This is a genomic window from Ensifer sp. LC11 (assembly GCF_001695835.1).
GTDB lineage: Bacteria > Pseudomonadota > Alphaproteobacteria > Rhizobiales > Rhizobiaceae > Ensifer.
Genome location: NZ_MBSO01000012.1, coordinates 317,746 through 335,593, shown reverse-complemented (window position 1 = coordinate 335,593; position 17,848 = coordinate 317,746). Strand labels below are relative to the sequence as shown.

The window sequence follows — 17,848 nt, the reverse complement described above, 5'->3', positions numbered from 1 at the left end:
ATTCTATTCTGGACGCAACCCCCGTGACTTGCGCCCTTCCCGGGCCGCCGCCTGCGCCTTGACAAAGGCCTGCGGCTCCCAGAGCTGAAAATAATCGCCCCGCCCGACGAACATCACGTCGGTCGAGATGCCGGTGAAGTCGCGGATGAAATCCGTCATCATCAACCGGCCTTCCGGATCGAGTTTCACGAAGACGCCGCCCCCGTGAACGAGCAGCGACATCTCGTTGGCCTCCGGGGAAAAAGGATCCTCGGCCGCCATCTGCCTCTCGAACCGATCCAGGAGCTCCGGCCCGCCGACACTGATCGCCGGAAAGACGAAATCCTGAAAACAGTATAGCTCCCGAACGCCCCCATCCGACAGCACGGAGCGAAACACCGAGGGAACGGAAACCCGCCCCTTCGCATCGATCCGATTGGTGGCATGTGACAAGAAGCGGTTCATAACGCGAAACGGCCGCCCAAGACTGACGGGCCATAATCATCGACCCGCGAGAACACTCGACCACACCTGCAAGACGCCCCCGCCGAACACCGGAATGTTCGCCCACCCTCCGAAGCCGGAAGGCACTGAGATCTTGCAATGACAGGCTGCGAAGCAGCCCTTGCGCAGTGCCATTATGGGATATCATGGGACCATATGGGCGTCAATGGGATTGGCTCGAAAACAGCCGTCGGGCTGATCAAATATTGATAGGTTGTTAAGTTTAACGAAGAGTTACGACGAGACCCCCACCGTGCGGGAATGCGACGGCGGAACGGCTTCAAATCGTTGAAAAATCAGAATGTGAGAAAGAGCGCAGAAGCGCTGCCGACGCAGGGCGGAAAAACAGTTCACCGGGACAGGCCGGTTCATTTCCAGGCAGAGCAGCATAGGAAATGCAGGCCAGAGCAAGCCGATCGCAAAGCAGCCGATGCGTGTGATTTGCGCTTCGGCTGCAGTCCCGTATTGGGCGTCGGCGACATTGACGCCATACGTTGGCAAACTCCGACCGCCGACCCCGCTTTGAAGGAGAATGGGGGACCGTTTCTACGCCGGAAAAAAGAGAAATCGCCAGTTGGCCTGTAAGCCGGGTTCTGTATGGCCCCGTTACCCGAAGGCAACGGAACGTGGCAGCCATTCATCTGGGACTGCGCTTGCACGCAGCCTCTTGCAACCCACCCGGATGACTGGCCCGGAAACAGGCTGGGCGCTTGCGCGCCCGCGTCATCCCTATTCGGTCTTGCTCCCGGTGGGGTTTGCCGTGCCGTCCATGTCGCCATGTCCGCGGTGGGCTCTTACCCCACCCTTTCACCCTTACTCCGCCAGGCGGAGCGGTTTGCTTTCTGTGGCACTTTCCCTGAGGTCACCCTCGCCGGACGTTATCCGGCACCGTGCTTCCGTGGAGCCCGGACTTTCCTCCCCCCGCGGCCTTTCGGCACTTGCGGAGAGCGGCTGCCCGGCCAACTGGCAGGCGCTCCTTAACCCAGCCCGGCGCCCCGCGCCAGAAAAAACGGCAGCGCTTTTCAACAGCCAACAATAGAGATCGGAGCGCCCGCCGGCAAAGACCGGGCCTAAAGCCTGTCGCGCAAAGGTGCGCGGCGGTTTTGCGAGAACGACATGCGGCAAATCAAAAGCTTGAAGCGCAAGGAGCTTAACTGAAAGATCGCGACGCGCTTCAGCGAAAGGCGACGGAGAAATCCGCGTCATATTCCGGCTCGTCGATCCGGCCATTGATGACAAGGGCAGCGCCAAGCCTGCCGATCTCGTCGGAGCTCTTCGCCGCCTGGCCGTTGCCGCCGGTCACGACCGCGATGCGTTCGCTTTCCGCAAAGCCGATATAGGGCAGTCCGCGCCGGGTAAACGAGGTGACACAGGGCGAAAAATGTGTCGAGACCGGACGCAGACCGGGCATCACCTCTGCCAGAAGCCCGCGCAGATGCTCCGCCGCGGCAACACTGGCCGAGCCGCGGAACCATTGGCGCACGGCCGGCTCACCGTCGAGGACGCGGTCGGTCGGATCGCCACCGATCTTGATGTAGTGCTTGCCATCCGCATAGGCGACCGGCGGCAGCAGATAGTAGCTCCGCTCCTGTTCCGGTGCAGCACCGATCAACGACGGCATGCCGTCAAAGGCCGCCAGATCACCGCTTGCCACCTCGGCGAAGAACACTGTCCGGGCCTTGACCTTAAGATCGATCGGCCGCGGCAACAGCGTGTTGGAAAGCGAGAACCCGCCGGCTGCGACGATCACCCTGCCCGCATCGAAACGGGAGCCATCGCGTGTCGTGACGACGACGCGATCGGGCGCCTCCGACACGGAGCGAACCTCGCTGCGCACGATCCGCGTGCCGCCCTTCTGCGCGCAAACGGTCTGCGCCATGACGAGCGCGCGCGGATTGATATAGCCGGCGCCCTGCTGTTCGTAGATGCCCGCCGTCCCCTTGGGAAACCGGAACCACGGAAAGCGCTGCGACAGCTCATCGTGATCAAAACGGGGCGCCACGACGCCAAGCGCATCGCGGGCCTTTTCCACCTTCTCGATGTAGTCGTAGGCAGCCCCCGGCGCGGGCCCGGCGATCAGGCAGCCGACTTCATGATAAAAGGCAACGCCGCTTTCGCGCTCGATCGCGTCGTATCGCTCGATCGAGCGCCGGGCAAGCCGCGCCCAGACAGGATCATTGTCGATCGTTCGGGTAATGCGAGCATTGTCGTAGTGGCTGGAAAAGACACCGGAATGATTGGCCCAATCCGCAGGCTCGTCCGGGCCGATGAGCGCGACACTTGCGCCTGCGAGCGCCAGGTGGCGCGCGGCGGCTGCCCCCATCATGCCCTTGCCGACGACAATGAAATCAAAGCTTTCCGACATGCTGATCCCCGTCCCTCTTGCCTGAAGGTGAGATAGCACGCGAAGGCCCGATATGGCACTGCGGTTGCAGGGCATTTTTAGGACGAGCCGGAACGCGAGACCTGTCCGGCTGGAGCATCCGCCATTGCCTGACATGGCTGGCGGACGGTGTTCTTTGCTTGCGCGCGCGAATGCACGCCCTGACGCTTGTCAGGCAATCGATCAGTCGATGATGTTCTGAACCTTGCCGCAATAGCGCTTGGAAACCGGGTTCATGCGCTTGGCGCCATGGCCGGCATTGTATTTGAGAATTGTGCCACAGGTCGTGCCGCCGGAAAGCTCATGCGCCACGGCGAGATACTTCATGCCGAACTTGATGTTGGTTTCCGGATCATAAAGACCCTTGGCGGAACCGGAATAGCCCATCATGCGGGCCGTGGCGGGCTTGATCTGCATCAGGCCGATTTCGCCGGCGCTGCCGCGTGCCTTGGCATTGAAGTTGCTTTCGACCTTGACCACTGCGTGGGCCAGATCGACCGGAACGCCATACTGCTTCGCGTAGCTCTTGATCAGAGACGTATACTGGGCGTTCTGCGGAAGGTCCGGTTTCGGATAGCCTGTGGTACGGGTAACGGACTGGATGGATGAGGTCTTGATGGTCTTGTCGACATTCCCCGCATACGACGTACCCATCCCGGCGAAGAACATGCCAAGGCATGCCGCCACCGCAGCAACAGACGAAATTCTCATGTAGTTTGAATTCTCCGGTCTGGGGAATGGAGCGAAGCGCACCCCGCTTCGAGCCTCACGTCCCGATCGTTTCATTCACAGGAAGTGAGCCTTGCGCCCCGATGCTCCTGCAGTTCCAATGAGCGGGAAATGAATGCCGCATCATGGTAAACATGTGGCAAAGCTAAAAAATATTGCCAAGAACACCGGGGAAAGTGCCGTCAGCGCGAAAAAATCTTCCGCGTCAGGCGGTGAACTGCGGCAGTCCGGAAAGCAGACGGTGCAGCGTATCGAGGGTTGAAATGTCGGCGATGCCGTCCACCCTCTGTTGCCGGAAATGCCTTTGGAACGCGGCGACGGCACCTTCGGTTTTTTCGCAGAAATCACCAGTCACATCAATGCCGTAACCATAGAGCGACAGCATCGACTGGATGGCCTCCACCGGCTGGCCACGGTCGCCACGCTGAAAGAAACGTCCGCCGCCGATTGGCGCCGGTTCCACCCAGTGCCCGACCCCTTCACGGTGCAGAATATGCCAGGGAAATTTTTCTCCCGGATCGACCTTGCGAATAGGGGCGATATCGCTGTGGGCCAGCACCCTTTCCGGTGCGATCGACCAGCGCTGGCCACAGTCCCGACACAATTCGACGACCGCGTCGATCTGCTTTTCCGGAAAATCCGGCAGTCCGCCCGGATGTCCCGGATTGGCGATCTCGATGCCGATCGAACAGGAATTGATGTCGACCTCGCCCTTCCAGAAGCTCTTGCCCGCGTGCCAGGCGCGACGCGCCTCCGGTACCAACTGGTCGACGCGCCCGTCCTCATGCACGAAATAATGGCTGGAGACCTGGCTTTCCTCGCGGCAAAGCCATTCGAGCGCCGAAGCTCCCGTCGGCATGCCGGTGTAATGCAGCACGATCATATCCGGGGCGCGCTCTCCAACGCGGTCGCCGAAGTTGGGCGACGGCATGAAGCGAGCCCCCGGATAGTCGCAGTATTTCGAAGTCATGCGGCTCGGCGTTCTTTCTCGATCGCCTCATAGGCAGCGTTCAACGCTGCCATACGATCATTGGCGATCGCGTGGAATTCGTGCGGTACGCCGCGTGCCACCAGCATGTCCGGGTGGTTCTCGGAAACCAGTACGCGGTAGCGCTTGCGGATGTCGGCGAAATCGTCCTTACGCGAAACGCCGAGCACCTGATAGGGGTCGCGGCCGTCGCCGTGGACATGGCGGGCCATGATGCGCTCGAAATGCCCCTCGTCCATGCGAAAGATCTCGGCAACGCGCAGCAGGAAGGCGAGCTCGCGCTCGTGCACGGCGCCATCCGACTTGGCGATATGGAACAGGCCGTCGATGATATCCTCAAGGATCGGGCAGTTCTTTTCGCAGGACGAGCACAGCGATGCCATCTTCTCCGCATAGGCCTCGTAGCCGGCAACGTCCTGGCGCGCGAGATTATAGAGACGCGCCACGTTCTGCGCCTGATCGGACGGGAACTGGAAAATATCGCGGAAAGCGGCGACTTCAGCCTCGCTGACGATACCGTCGGCCTTGGCCATCTTGGCCGAAAGCGCGATCATGGCGACGGAGAAGGCAACCTTGCGCCGCGTCTCCGGGTCGCCCTCAAACAGGGTACGCACAGCCTCGACCACGCCGGCCAGTGCATTGCCCGTGGCGGTAACGATCTTGAGGATGCTGTCCCAGAATGACATGCGAGAATCCCTGTCTCTCCAGCTTATAGCATGGACTAATGTGGTGGCAAATTGCAAGCGGTGGGACGGACCGAACCACGAGGACGACGAATTTGCGATGGCACCTCACTATTGTCAATCCACCGATTGGAACTTGCGACAGCAAGTGGACAGAACGCTGTTCCCAAGGGAACAGCCATTCGCCCAAAAGGAGTATCGACCAGCCCTTGCAAAGGCGGCGCCATCGCCCGCCCCGCCCCCGTTGGCGACCCGCCAGACGATCTGCGCCGGATTTCGAGGCAGCTTGCGTTTTGGCCGCCGGCCGATGTGCTTTACCGTATCGCTCGACAAGACATCCACAGGCCCGTCATTTAATTTCCATCTGATTTGCGTTATGGAGGCCCCACCCATCGCATGCCAAAGTCCCGAGGAGGAAACATGGCCAAGAAAAAAGTCGCAATGCTGACGGCGGGCGGGCTCGCACCCTGCCTGTCATCCGCCGTTGGGGGCCTGATCGAGCGCTATTCGGACGTAGCCCCCGAATATGAGCTGATCGCCTATCGTTCCGGCTACCAGGGCGTGCTCCTGGGAGACCGCATCGAGATCACCCGCGACATGCGCGAGAAGGCCCACATCCTGCATCGTCACGGCGGCTCGCCGATCGGCAACAGCCGCGTAAAGCTCACCAATGCGGCCGACTGCGTCAAACGCGGCCTGGTCAAGGAAGGCGAAAACCCGCTGCGGGTTGCGGCCGAACGGCTCGCCAATGACGGCATCTCGATCCTCCATACCATTGGCGGCGACGACACCAACACGACGGCGGCCGATCTCGCCGCCTATCTCGGCGCCAACGGCTACAACCTGACCGTGGTCGGCTTGCCGAAGACCGTCGACAACGACGTCGTCCCGATCCGCCAGACGCTCGGCGCCTGGACCGCTGCCGAATATGGCGCCCGCTTTTTCGACAATGTGAGCAATGAACAAAGTGCTGCCCCGCGCACCCTTGTCGTGCATGAAGTGATGGGCCGCCATTGCGGCTGGCTGACGGCGGCCACCGCCCGCTCCTACATCCAGATGACCGACGACAAGGAATTCGTCGACGGCTTCATGATGGACAAGCAGCTGAAGACCATCGACGGCCTTTACCTGCCGGAGATGAAATTCGATCTGCAGGGAGAAGCCGACCGCCTGCGCAAGGTTATGGACCGCACCGGCTTCGTGACGCTGTTCGTCAGCGAAGGTGCGTGCCTTGACGCGATTGTCACTGAGCGGGAAGCGGCCGGTGAGACGATCAAGCGCGATGCCTTCGGCCACGTGAAGATCGACACCATCAATGTCGGCAACTGGTTCTCCAAGCAGTTCGCAGCGCTTTTGGGCGCCGAACGCTCGATGGTCCAGAAGTCCGGCTACTATGCCCGCTCGGCCCCTGCCAACGGCGACGACCTGCGTCTCATCCAGAGCATGGTCGACCTCGCTGTCGAAAGCGCGCTCAACAAGGTCTCCGGCGTTACCGGCCATGACGAAGATCAGGGCGGAAAGCTGCGCACGATCGAGTTCCCGCGCATCAAGGGCGGCAAGCACTTCGACACCTCGACGAAGTGGTTCGGCGAGGTGATGGACGTCATCGGCCAGAAGTGGAAGGCTGAGAAGCACTGAACAAGGAAGCACCGGCCAAAAGCTTTTGGCCGGCTTCCCATGCTTCCCGCACGAAGTGCATGACCGACGATTGACGGCTCCGCGTTTCGATGGCTCCCTCGGCAGATTGATTGTCGAGAACCCCTACAGCGCCGCGCGTCTTTTAAGACGCGCTAAGGTCGCTGTAGCCCTTTAAGCTGCTGCATGATTCCTTAAATCGATCCCGATTTAAGGAATCATGCAGGAAACGCGGAGCCTTTTCATGTCGTTTGAACATTGGTTTGCCTTTGCCGCAGCCTCTGCCGTGCTGCTCGCCATCCCCGGCCCCACCATTCTTCTCGTCATTTCCTATGCGCTCGGCCATGGTCGCAAGACCGCAGGCGCGACGGTCGCCGGCGTGGCGCTCGGCGACTTCACCGCGATGACCGCCTCCATGCTCGGCCTTGGTGCTCTCCTTGCAACGTCTGCTGCCATCTTCACCGTGCTGAAATGGGTGGGCGCCGCCTACCTCATCTGGCTCGGCATCAAGCTCTGGCGCGCGCCGGTTGCAGCCAGCGGCGATGCCGGCGTTGAAGCCGCATCCGGCGAGCAGCCGCTTCGCATCTTCTTCCATACCTATGCGGTCACCGCGCTCAATCCGAAAAGCATCGTCTTCTTCGTCGCCTTCCTGCCGCAGTTTCTTGATCTCGGCCAGCCGCTCCTTGCGCAGATGGCGATCTTCGAGTTCACGTTCCTGACGCTCGCGATCCTCAACGCCAGCCTTTACGCGGCCCTTGCGACCGCCGCCCGCAGCACGATTTCCAGGCCGAATATCCGGCGGATCGTCAATCGCGCCGGCGGCTCGATGCTCATCGGCGCGGGACTTCTGACGGCAACGATGAAGCGCGCCACGGCGTGAAATGCACCCCTGCGCTTGCCGCCGCCAGCCTCATAGGTTAATGGAGATTCACTCTTGGCGGCTGGCAACCGCTGATTTGCAGGGGCTACGGGGCCCAGAAGCACGAAAGTGACAGAATGGCGAAGTACCGTATTTCCCTTACCAAACAGACGTTTGGCGTGGCAGCTATCCTGTCGGCGACCCTCGTCTCGGGATGCTCTACGGTAGAGCACACGTCGCTCGAAGAACTGACGGCCGTTCAGACGGTCACCCCGCTTGCAAAGCCCGGCACCGAAATGACGGCCTATGCGCTGCCCACGCCGGACGGTGCAGCCACTGCAACCAGCGCCGCGCTGACGGCACAGACCGCTGCCCAGGCATCGGGCGTCGCGGTCACCTATCCGGTGGCGGCTGACCTCGCACAAGGCGCCAAAGCCGCCCCCGCACTGGTCGCAGTCCCCGCTGCCAAACCGGGTGACACCATGGCGCTTGCCATGGTCGCTCCGGCAACGCAAACCAACGCCACCGCGGCAATCGCCGCGGCCGAAGCCCCGCTGTCGGGTGACGCGACACAAATGGCGGCCGCAGCCCCCTCGCCGGCGACGGCAAAGTCGGGCCGAGTACAGGATCTTCCGATTTCGACGCTCGCGGTTGCCGCCGCGATGGAATCGGACTTCGACACCGGCGAGCCCGTCGGTCTCGAAACGCTGGTCGCAAACCGCATGATCGTGCCGACCGAACGCCCGAAGACCGGCGTCATCGGCTCGACGGTCGCGGCCGTTGCCAGCGTCATTCCGGATTCGATGAAGTTCTCCAAGACGCCGACCAGCTCGCGTCCCGAACTCGACAAGCTGATCAAATACTATGCCGATCTCAACGGCATCCCGGTCGAACTGGTGCACCGCGTCGTCAAGCGCGAGAGCAACTACAACCCGCGGGCCTACAGCAAGGGCAACTACGGCCTGATGCAGATCCGCTACAACACTGCCAAGGGCCTCGGCTATGACGGTCCGGCGGAAGGCCTGTTCGACGCCGAAACCAACCTCAAATACGCGACGAAGTACCTGCACGGCGCCTGGATGGTGGCCGACAACAAGCACGACGGCGCAGTCAAGCTCTATGCCAGCGGCTATTATTACCACGCCAAGCGCAAGGGCCTTCTCGAAGAACTCGGCATGAAGTGAGCGGAGCCCCGCTCAAGACCATAGCCCGACCACGTTATGAGGCGCTCAATCGAGCGCCTCTATTATTTTGGCGTTGAGCTTCTGCACGTCATAACCGAGGCGCGAGGGCGTGAGGCCGAGCCGCACCACCGCAAGCTTCAGTGAAGGCACCAGCATGATCGCCTGGCCGTCATGCCCCAGCATCCAGAAGGCATCCGCCGGAAAACTGCCGGTACCGGCGCGAACACCGTTTTCCTCCAGCCACACCTGGCCCTGGCCGTATTTGCCACCGGACGCCTTGGTCGGCGTGCGCATGAAGGCGACATAGTCCTTCGGCAGCATTGCCCTGTCCTTCCAGACGCCATCCTGCAGCAGGAACTGCGCAAAGCGAGCCCAGTCCTGCGCCGTCGCATACATATAGGACGAGCCGACAAAGGTGTCGCTGGCATCCGTCTCGAGGACGGCGCTGGTCATGCCCAATGGCCGAAACAGAGCGTCCTGCGGAAAGGCAAGCGCCGTCGCCGGGTCATCGAATGTCCGCATCCACATCCGCGCCAGCAAAGTGCTTGTGCCGCTGGAGTAATGGAAGTCCGCTCCAGGTTTGGAGCTGAGCCGCTTGGCAGCCGCATAACCGGCCATGTCCTTTTCGAGGTAGAGCATTCGGGTCACGTCGGTGACGTCACCGTAGTTTTCATTGAACTCCAGGCCGCTCTGCATCGCCATCAGATCGGCAAGCGTGATGCGCGCGCGCTCGTCATCAGTCCATTCCGGCAGGAGGCCGGCGCGCGACACGTCCATCCGGCCGTCGGCGACGCGCAGGCCGATCAACGCTGCCGTCACGGATTTTGTCATCGACCAGCCGAGAAGCGGCGTCGAGCGGTCAAAGCCCTTGCCATAGGTTTCGGCGACCAGGCGACCATCACGGATCACGGCGATCGCCCGCATGCCCGGCCCGGCGAGATCTCCGTCCTCTATCAGCTTCTGCAGGGCCGGATCGATCTCAGCCCGCCCACCTTCCGGCCAGGGCACATCCGGCAAGGGTGCTGCCGCATCGGTCGTCTGGATCGGTGCAAGCCCGCCGCCGTCGCCATCAGGCAGGCTCGTGCAGCCTGCCCCCGGCCGGTAGACCGCGTGGCCTGCAGCCGCAAAGCCGAGGATCCGAGCCGTCACCATCTGGTTCCCGCTATCCACGGCGACGCTGACCAGCCTCAGCAAGGGATTCCCAGGTGCCTGAACGTCGTCGGCGAGCACCGCCTCGGCGTCGCGCCCGGCGATGAACACGTTGGAGCAGACGATTTTCGCCGCGTAACCGTCACCGACCTTGAGCAGTTCCGGCGGCGCCAGCGCGAGCCAACCAAAGAGGCCGACGATGATGAGCACCAACGTGGCGCCCGATATTCTCAATATCCGTCCCATGCGTTCCTCCGGAGGCGCCAAGAGAACCAGCATTTCGCAGCAAGGGAAAGCCCCTGTTGGCCTCAACTCTCAATTTAGGAAGACGCCCCAGAGGTTGGGAGCGGCAAGGAGCCCATGCGCGCGCAATGGCGCCTCGGCTAGGCGGACCGGAGAAGTTCTGCCGTTTCTCCATTATCAAACAGCGCTGCGACATCAGCCAATGGAGACGAAACCCATGGGCCGCGGATCTCTGCCGCGCCGCAGGCGCGCGCGCAATCCGCCTCGCTTTCCTTCTCAACGCCGCTGACGCCGATCGCAAGGCGCAGCACCTGCCCTGTCTTGATCAGGCAGGCGAGCAGCGCGATGCAGCGTTCACTGCCGTGCGCCGCCCGGACGGCGGTCAGATCGACGGTCACCTGATCGGGCTGCACGTCGGAGATCTGGTTCAAAGGCAGCGACGAGGCCGAGCCCCCGCCAAGGGCGACGCGCACGCCGAGTGCGCGCAGGCCCCGCAAGTTTTCACCCACAAGGGCAAGGTCATCGGTCGAAATGCCGTCGGCAATCTCGATCGTCAGCCGGCCCGGTGGCAGGCCTGCCTCCCGGAGGCACCGCTCCACCTGCGCGACGAAATCGCGATCCTTGAGTTGGGGAGCGAAAGGCACCACCGTCAGCCCCGTCGGCGAGGGCCAGCCGGCCGCCTGCCGGCAGGCGGCCTGAAGCGCCCAACCGCCAAGCGACAGGGTGACCGCGCTCTGCTCCGGCAGCTCGAACGTTTCGACGCCGATTACGCCGCGAAGCGGATGCCGCCAGCGCAACAGTGCCTCGAAACCTCTGACGGCACCGCTTTCGACACCGGCTATCGGTAGAAACTCGAGGAAGAATTCCTCCTGGGCAAAGCCCCGCACCAGATCCCGTTCTGCTTCCGCCCGCTGCCGCTTGGCATCGGACAGGGTTTCGGAATGAAAGGCATGGCTATTGCCGCTGATCGCCTTTGCCTCGTAGAGCGCCAGGTCCGCCCGTTTCAACACGTCGCCCGTCGTCTTGTCCGACTTCTCGATGAAGGCGATGCCGATGCTGCAACCGGAGGCGACCTGCGCCTCGCCCAGATCGAACGGCTGCTCGAACAGCTTCTCGATGCGCGTAGCAAGCATTTCGGCCTCGGCTTGCGATGACGCACCGGCGGCCGCGACCACGAACTCGTCGCCCCCCAGCCGATACACGGTCGCCTCTCCCGCAAACGCCCGGCGCAGCCGCGCGCCGAACAGCGCCAGCAGCCGGTCGCCGGCATCGTGTCCCATCGTGTCGTTGATTGCCTTGAACCGATCGAGGTCGAGAAGGAGCAACGACTTGCGCTCGAACGCAACCCCTTCGGCGCAAAGCGCCTGGCGAACGTCCACCTCGAGCGCCGCGCGATTTGCAAGCCCCGTGAGCTTGTCGCGATGGACCTCATGGCGCAAACGCCGCTCCGCGCGGCGGGCCGCATGCAATTCAAGTTCGAGCCGGCGCGAATAGCGCCAGCGATAGAAGGAGCCGCCGAGGAGAAACGGCATGGCACCGGCCGCAACCATGGCGGTAACGTCCCAGTGCATCGTCGGTTGTTCAATGAGAACGGTTTCCGTCACCAGCCACGCCGCAGAAACCAGAGCCCCCAATGCCGCGCCGGCAGCAGCAAATCGCTGCTCGGGCTTCGGCAGAAACGTTCTTAACATCATGTCGACGCCCCCCGAATATGAGGAGGTGCTAGCACGCCAGGGTTTAATGAATTCTTATGGGTGAAAAATTGTAGTTCCGTCCGTTCAGCCACCCGACCAGGCTGTGGGAAAGCCCGTCATCAAAGTGTAGCCGAGTCAATTTAGAAGCGGCTAAGTTTCAACTGGATGACCGGCAGAGATGACTGAACTCGCTCCTGACGTAGGCTTTGGCAGAAAAAATCCGAAGCTCAAGAACGCCCTGCTGCAGCACAAGACCCTCTCGTTGGCCGGCCTGTCGGAACGCCTCTTCGGCCTGCTTTTTTCGGGTCTCGTCTACCCGCAGATCTGGGAAGATCCGATCGTTGACATGGAAGCGATGCAGATCGGCCCGGAGCAGCGGATCGTCACCATCGGCTCCGGCGGCTGCAACATGCTGACCTATCTCTCGGCCGGACCGCGGAAGATCGACGTCGTCGACCTCAACCCGCACCACATCGCGCTCAACCGCCTGAAGATCGCGGCCTTCCGCCATCTGCCGAGCCACAAGGACGTCATGCGTTTCCTGGCAACCCAGGGCACGACCTCCAACGTCCAGGCCTTCGACCTCTTCATCGCGCCGAAGCTCGACACGGCCACGCGCAGCTACTGGAACAGCCGTGACCTCACCGGTCGCCGGCGCGTCGGCGTCTTCGGCCGCAATATCTATCGCACCGGCCTGCTCGGCCGCTTCATTGCGGCAAGCCACCTGCTCGCCCGCCTGCACGGCGTCAACCCGGAAGAATTCGTTGAGGCGCGCTCGATGCGCGAGCAGCGCCAGTTTTTTGACGAGCGCCTGGCGCCGCTTTTCGATCGTCCCGTCATTCGCTGGATCACCGGGCGCAAGAGCTCGCTTTTCGGCCTCGGCATCCCTCCGCAGCAGTTCGACGAGCTCGCAAGCCTCAGTGCCGAGAAATCGCTTGCCGCCGTGCTGCGCCATCGCCTGGAAAAGCTCACCTGTCATTTCCCGTTGCGCGAAAACTATTTTGCCTGGCAGGCCTTCGCCCGTCGCTATCCGCTGGCGCATGAAGGCGAGCTGCCGCCCTATCTCAGTGCCTCCGCCTATGAGGTCATCCGCAACAATGCCGAGCGCGTCGAGGTCCATCACGCGAGCTTCACCGAGCTTCTGGCCGGCAAGCCCGCAGGTTCGGTCGACCGTTACATCCTGCTCGACGCACAGGACTGGATGACCGATCAGCAGCTGAACGACCTCTGGACGGAAATCACCCGCACCGCCGATACCGGCGCGGTCGTCATCTTCCGCACGGCCGCCGAGGATAGCATCCTGCCGGGCCGTGTCTCCGCAGCACTGCTCGACCACTGGCACTATGATGCCGGGGCCTCGGCAAAGCTTGGTGCCGAAGACCGCTCCGCCATCTATGGCGGCTTCCATATCTACCGGAAGAAGGCGTGAGCCGATGCGTGAGACCGGGATCTCCCACGCGCGGCGCATGGACCACATGTACCGCTACCAGCGGCATTTCTACGATCTGACGCGCAAATACTATCTCTTCGGCCGCGATACGCTGATCCGGGACATGAACCCGGCGCCTGGCGCTTCGGTCCTTGAGGTTGGCTGCGGCACCGGGCGCAACCTTTCGCTGATCGGCCGCTGCTTCCCCTCCGCGCGCCTCTTCGGCCTCGATATCTCCGCCGAAATGCTGACCTCGGCCGACGCAAAGCTCAACCGCAGTGGCAAGCCGCGCGCAGCGCTTCGGGTCGCCGACGCCACGGATTTCGACCCGGCAATCTTCGGCGAACGCGGCTTCGACCACATCGTCCTTTCCTATTCTCTGTCGATGATCCCCGATTGGCAGAAGGCGATCGATGCGGCGATCGCAGCACTCAATGCCGGCGGCTCGCTGCACATCGCCGATTTCGGCCAGCAGGAGCGCCTGCCGACGAGCTTCCGCCGCGCGCTGCACGGCTGGCTCAACCGCTTCCATGTCACGCCGCGCGACCGCCTTTTCGACGTTTTGCGTGAGAAGGCCAGAGAGAATGGCGCCGATCTCGAACGGCGCGCGATCGGCCGCGGCTATGCCTGGCTGGCCGTCTATCATCGCCCCGCGGTTGCGGCAGCCGCCTGAGACCAAAAGCCGGTAGCGACATGATCGGCCGCCCGCCGGCGGCCACCGCGGCGAGCGAGCGCCGAAGAAACGGCACGCCTGCCTGAACCTTGGCAGCGGCTGAGCCCTCGGTTCCCCTGCAATTCCCGCTTGAGCTAACCCAATTTTTACGATGATATGGTGAAAATGGGGTTCACGCCTCGCTGGGGGAAATCACCGATATGGAAGCCATCGTGTGAGGCAGGATCGTCGCTCGTCTCTAGACAGGTACCCCATGCGCCGGCTTCTCCTGGCTCTCTTGCCCATTGCCACCCTCCTTTCCGCCTGTTCGTCGACCGATTACGACCTGATGCAGACGGCCTCGATCCCGCCGCGCTTCCAGGATACGGATCCGCAGAATTTCGGCGATCGCACCCCGCAGCACCACAACATCCATGGCATCGACGTTTCGAAATGGAATGGCGATATCAACTGGATGAAGGTGAAGAACTCGGGCGTCTCCTTCGCCTTCATCAAGGCGACGGAAGGCAAGGACAGGGTCGATACGCGCTTCACCGACTATTGGCAGCAGGCGCGTGCCGCCGGCATCCCTTACGCGCCCTATCACTTCTATTATTTCTGCTCGACCGCCGACGCCCAGGCCGACTGGTTCATCGCCAACGTGCCGAAGAGCGCCGTCTATCTGCCGCCGGTTCTCGACGTCGAATGGAACGGCGAATCGAAGACCTGCCGCCATCGCCCGACGCCGGACGAAGTGCGCGTCGAGATGAAGCGCTTCATGGACCGGCTCGAAGCCCACTACGGCAAACGTCCGATCATCTACACCTCGGTCGATTTCCACCGGGACAATCTCGTCGACCAGTTCAAGGAACATCACTTCTGGGTGCGCTCGGTCGCCAAGCACCCGGGCGAGATCTATGTCGAGCGTCGCTGGGCGTTCTGGCAGTACACGAGCACCGGGGTCATTCCGGGTATCGACGGCGCCACCGATATCAATGTCTTCGCCGGCTCGGCGAAAAACTGGAAGAACTGGGTCGCGGCGGTCTCGCAGGCGAAGCAGAACTGACAATCCTGCTGATAGGTGCGGCAGGAAAACCCATTTTCTTCTTTCGGTCATAATGCTCTGAAAGAGCAACGACAGATTTCGTATCCCAGCTATTTGGCTGCCCGTGGCGGTGCCTCGCATCCCAGGGCAAAGAAAGGAATTTATGATGACCCGCATAGCCCGGCACGCCCTTGCCTCCGTCGCCCTTTTGGCACTGACCGCCTCTGCGGCGGCCGCCCAGACCGCGGCACTGACAGGTGCGCAGACGGCGGCTCCGGCTGTCGCCTGCGGCGGCGACCTCGGCGCCTTTCTTCAGGGCGTGAAGGCCGAGGCCGTGGCCAAGGGCGTTCCGACCGATGTCGCCGACCGTGCGCTTGCCGGCGCCGTCATCAACGAGAAGGTACTGAGCCGCGACCGCGCCCAGGGCGTCTTCAAGCAGACCTTCACCGAGTTCTCCAAGCGCACCGTCAGCAAGTCGCGCCTGGATATCGGCCAGCAGAAGATGAAGGAATATGCCGAGGTCTTTGCCCGCGCCGAGAAGGAATTCGGCGTGCCGGCCCCTGTCATTACCGCCTTCTGGGCGATGGAGACCGACTTCGGCGCCGTCCAGGGCGACTTCAACACCCGCGATGCGCTGGTGACGCTGTCGCATGATTGCCGCCGTCCGGAGATGTTCCGGCCGCAGCTGATCGCGGCCATCGAGATGGTGCAACATGGCGACCTCGACCCGGCGACGACGACCGGCGCCTGGGCCGGCGAGATCGGCCAGGTGCAGATGCTGCCGGAAGACATCATCGCCTATGGCGTCGATGGAGACGGCGACGGCCACGTCAACCTGAAGAAGAGCTCCCCCGACGCGATCCTGACCGCCGCCAAGTTCATCCAGAGCCTCGGCTTCAAGGCCGGCCAGCCCTGGATCCAGGAAGTCAGCGTTCCTGCTGAACTCGCCTGGGAAAAGACCGGCCTGCAGCCGGGCATGAAGGCGGCCGACTGGTTCGCGCTCGGCGTCAGCCCACGCGACGGCAACACCGCCAATGGCAATCTCGAAGCCTCGCTGGTGCTGCCGCAGGGCCGCAAGGGCGTGGCCTTCCTCACCTACCCCAACTTCAACGTCTATCTCGAGTGGAACCAGTCGTTCATCTACACGACGTCGGCCGCCTACTTCGCGACCCGCCTCGGCGGCGCGCCGAACTATGAGGGTGGCAATCCGGAGCCGGGCCTCGACGACGCCGGCATGAAGGCGCTGCAGACCAAGCTCCAGACGCTCGGCCACGACGTCGGCAAGATCGACGGCATCCTCGGCTCGGGCACCCGTGCGGCACTGCAGAAGGAGCAGCTTCGTCTCGGCCGCCCGGCCGACGGCTGGGCGACGCTGGAACTGCTGAACGCGCTCTGAGCGCGACCGCTCAGGCAAAAGAGCTTGCACCTCGCTGACATCCACGACCCCGGTGATCGAACGATCTCCGGGGTCTCCTTTTTCCTGCCGCCCTGCCCGGGAAGCCTCCTGCGATGTCTGTCGCAGGGCCAGCGCGCGCCGGCAGCCCTGCCCGCTCTTCGCAAGGTTGCAAGAACCGGGTGGTCGCCTGCGCAACGCCGGGCTATGACTTGGGTGTCAGACCAACACGGACAGGCAGAACCATGAATGCACGCCCCACTGTCGTCGGCCACCACATGAGCGTCAGAACCTGGGCGCTGCTCGCCCTGCTCGGCCTGATCTGGGGCGGATCGTTCTTCTTCGCCCGCGTTGCCGTCGCGCATGTCCCGCCGTTCACGCTCGTGTTCCTGCGCCTGAGCCTCGCGGCACTGGCCCTGCACGTCTATATCGGCGGCCGCTTCGGCATGTATCAGGCGCTTGGCCAGCGCTGGCGCGAATTCGCGTTGATGGGGTTGATCAACAACGCCATCCCGCATGCCCTCATCTTCCTCGGCCAGACCCATGTTGGTGCCGGGCTTGCGGCGATCCTCAATGCCACCACGCCGGTCTGGACCGTCATTATCGCCAATATGGCGACCGAGGACGAGAAGCTCAGTTCCGCCAAGATCGCCGGTTGTGTCCTGGGGCTTGCCGGCACCGTTGTGCTGATCGGCCCGAGCGCGCTTGCCGGGCTGTTCGGCACGGCAAGCAGCATTCCGCTTTGGGCGCTCGTCCTGCCGGTGCTCGCCGCCATCAGCTATGGCTTTGCGGCGACCTACGGCAAGCGCTTCCGTGATCTCGCTCCACCGGTGACGGCCGCGGGGCAGCTCACCGCCTCGACGTTGATCACCTTGCCGGTGGCGGCCGTCAGCGATACGCCCTGGCTCCTGCCGATGCCGCCGATCGAGGTGACGTTCTCGATCCTTGGCCTGGCGCTCGTCTCCACCGCCTATGCTTACATTCTGTTTTTCCGCATCATGCGCGAGGCCGGCGCCACCAATGCCTCGCTCGTGACTTTGCTGGTTCCGCCGAGCGCCATCCTGCTCGGCTATCTCTTTCTCGGCGAGACGCTGCAGGCGGCCGATTTCGCCGGGATGGTGCTGATCGCGCTTGGCCTGGCGGTGCTCGACGGCCGAATCCTGCGGCGCAAACAGGTGGCCTGACCGGGGAATCGGAGACCGCGAAACGTCCCCTCATGGGTCACTCACGCTCGGTTACAAACGTTTACATTAACCTTCCCGAAGCGATTGTGAAAAAAATGTGGCAAGGCGGAAACGG

15 protein-coding genes and 1 other RNA gene are annotated in these 17,848 nt (G+C 62.7%); 8 read left to right on the top strand and 8 right to left on the bottom strand.

The genetic code is table 11. The features are described 5' to 3' along the window. Positions 1–3: 3 nt before the first annotated feature. From mraZ to BBX50_RS10255, 6 genes are all read right to left on the bottom strand, one after another. Complete coding sequence (mraZ, locus tag BBX50_RS10280; RefSeq protein ID WP_065775199.1) at positions 4–444, bottom strand: division/cell wall cluster transcriptional repressor MraZ; 441 nt, start codon at positions 442–444, stop codon at positions 4–6. Between the two features lie 605 nt (positions 445–1,049). Next, positions 1,050–1,450, bottom strand: an RNA gene (gene rnpB / locus BBX50_RS10275) — RNase P RNA component class A. Positions 1,451–1,657: 207 nt separating this feature from the next. Continuing rightward, positions 1,658–2,848, bottom strand: coding sequence for an FAD-binding oxidoreductase (locus tag BBX50_RS10270; protein WP_065775198.1), 1,191 nt, complete (start codon positions 2,846–2,848; stop codon positions 1,658–1,660). A gap of 201 nt (positions 2,849–3,049) precedes the next feature. After that, a complete protein-coding gene (locus BBX50_RS10265) occupies positions 3,050–3,577 on the bottom strand; it encodes a transglycosylase SLT domain-containing protein (protein WP_065775197.1) in 528 nt (175 codons plus the stop codon). A gap of 223 nt (positions 3,578–3,800) precedes the next feature. Next, positions 3,801–4,565, bottom strand: a complete 765-nt coding sequence (locus BBX50_RS10260) for an N-acetylmuramoyl-L-alanine amidase (RefSeq protein WP_065775196.1) — start codon at positions 4,563–4,565, stop codon at positions 3,801–3,803. Continuing rightward, positions 4,562–5,269 (bottom strand): DnaJ family molecular chaperone, encoded by a 708-nt coding sequence (locus BBX50_RS10255; protein ID WP_065775195.1) that lies wholly within the window; start codon positions 5,267–5,269, stop codon positions 4,562–4,564. Before BBX50_RS10255 ends, BBX50_RS10260 begins: the two co-directional genes overlap by 4 nt. A gap of 417 nt (positions 5,270–5,686) precedes the next feature. On the opposite strand from BBX50_RS10255, the gene BBX50_RS10250 reads away from it, so the two are divergent. The 3 genes from BBX50_RS10250 to BBX50_RS10240 all read left to right on the top strand — a co-directional run bounded on the left by BBX50_RS10250 (position 5,687) and on the right by BBX50_RS10240 (position 8,944). Next, complete coding sequence (locus BBX50_RS10250; RefSeq protein ID WP_065775194.1) at positions 5,687–6,904, top strand: pyrophosphate--fructose-6-phosphate 1-phosphotransferase; 1,218 nt, start codon at positions 5,687–5,689, stop codon at positions 6,902–6,904. A gap of 241 nt (positions 6,905–7,145) precedes the next feature. Then, positions 7,146–7,781 carry a LysE family translocator gene (locus tag BBX50_RS10245; protein WP_065775443.1) on the top strand — a complete coding sequence of 212 codons (636 nt, stop codon included), beginning with the start codon at positions 7,146–7,148 and terminating at the stop codon, positions 7,779–7,781. Positions 7,782–7,897: 116 nt separating this feature from the next. After that, positions 7,898–8,944, top strand: coding sequence for a lytic transglycosylase domain-containing protein (locus BBX50_RS10240; protein ID WP_065775193.1), 1,047 nt, complete (start codon positions 7,898–7,900; stop codon positions 8,942–8,944). Positions 8,945–8,989: 45 nt separating this feature from the next. On the opposite strand, the gene BBX50_RS10235 is transcribed toward BBX50_RS10240, so the two are convergent. After that, positions 8,990–10,339 (bottom strand): serine hydrolase, encoded by a 1,350-nt coding sequence (locus BBX50_RS10235; RefSeq protein ID WP_065775192.1) that lies wholly within the window; start codon positions 10,337–10,339, stop codon positions 8,990–8,992. 137 nt (positions 10,340–10,476) lie between these two features. Further along, positions 10,477–12,030 carry a diguanylate cyclase gene (locus BBX50_RS10230; RefSeq protein WP_083213615.1) on the bottom strand — a complete coding sequence of 518 codons (1,554 nt, stop codon included), beginning with the start codon at positions 12,028–12,030 and terminating at the stop codon, positions 10,477–10,479. A gap of 178 nt (positions 12,031–12,208) precedes the next feature. Between BBX50_RS10230 and BBX50_RS10225 the strand changes: the two genes are divergently transcribed. The 5 genes from BBX50_RS10225 to BBX50_RS10205 all read left to right on the top strand — a co-directional run bounded on the left by BBX50_RS10225 (position 12,209) and on the right by BBX50_RS10205 (position 17,733). Next, a complete protein-coding gene (locus BBX50_RS10225; RefSeq protein WP_065775190.1) occupies positions 12,209–13,459 on the top strand; it encodes a DUF3419 family protein in 1,251 nt (416 codons plus the stop codon). Between the two features lie 4 nt (positions 13,460–13,463). Next, positions 13,464–14,132 (top strand): class I SAM-dependent methyltransferase, encoded by a 669-nt coding sequence (locus tag BBX50_RS10220; protein ID WP_065775189.1) that lies wholly within the window; start codon positions 13,464–13,466, stop codon positions 14,130–14,132. A 253-nt stretch (positions 14,133–14,385) separates the two neighbouring features. Then, a complete protein-coding gene (locus BBX50_RS10215) occupies positions 14,386–15,177 on the top strand; it encodes a glycoside hydrolase family 25 protein (protein WP_065775188.1) in 792 nt (263 codons plus the stop codon). Positions 15,178–15,322: 145 nt separating this feature from the next. Beyond that, on the top strand, positions 15,323–16,552 hold the full coding sequence (locus tag BBX50_RS10210) for a lytic murein transglycosylase (RefSeq protein ID WP_065775187.1): 1,230 nt from the start codon (positions 15,323–15,325) through the stop codon (positions 16,550–16,552). 242 nt (positions 16,553–16,794) lie between these two features. Next, positions 16,795–17,733, top strand: a complete 939-nt coding sequence (locus BBX50_RS10205) for a DMT family transporter (protein ID WP_065775186.1) — start codon at positions 16,795–16,797, stop codon at positions 17,731–17,733. Positions 17,734–17,848 lie beyond the last annotated feature (115 nt).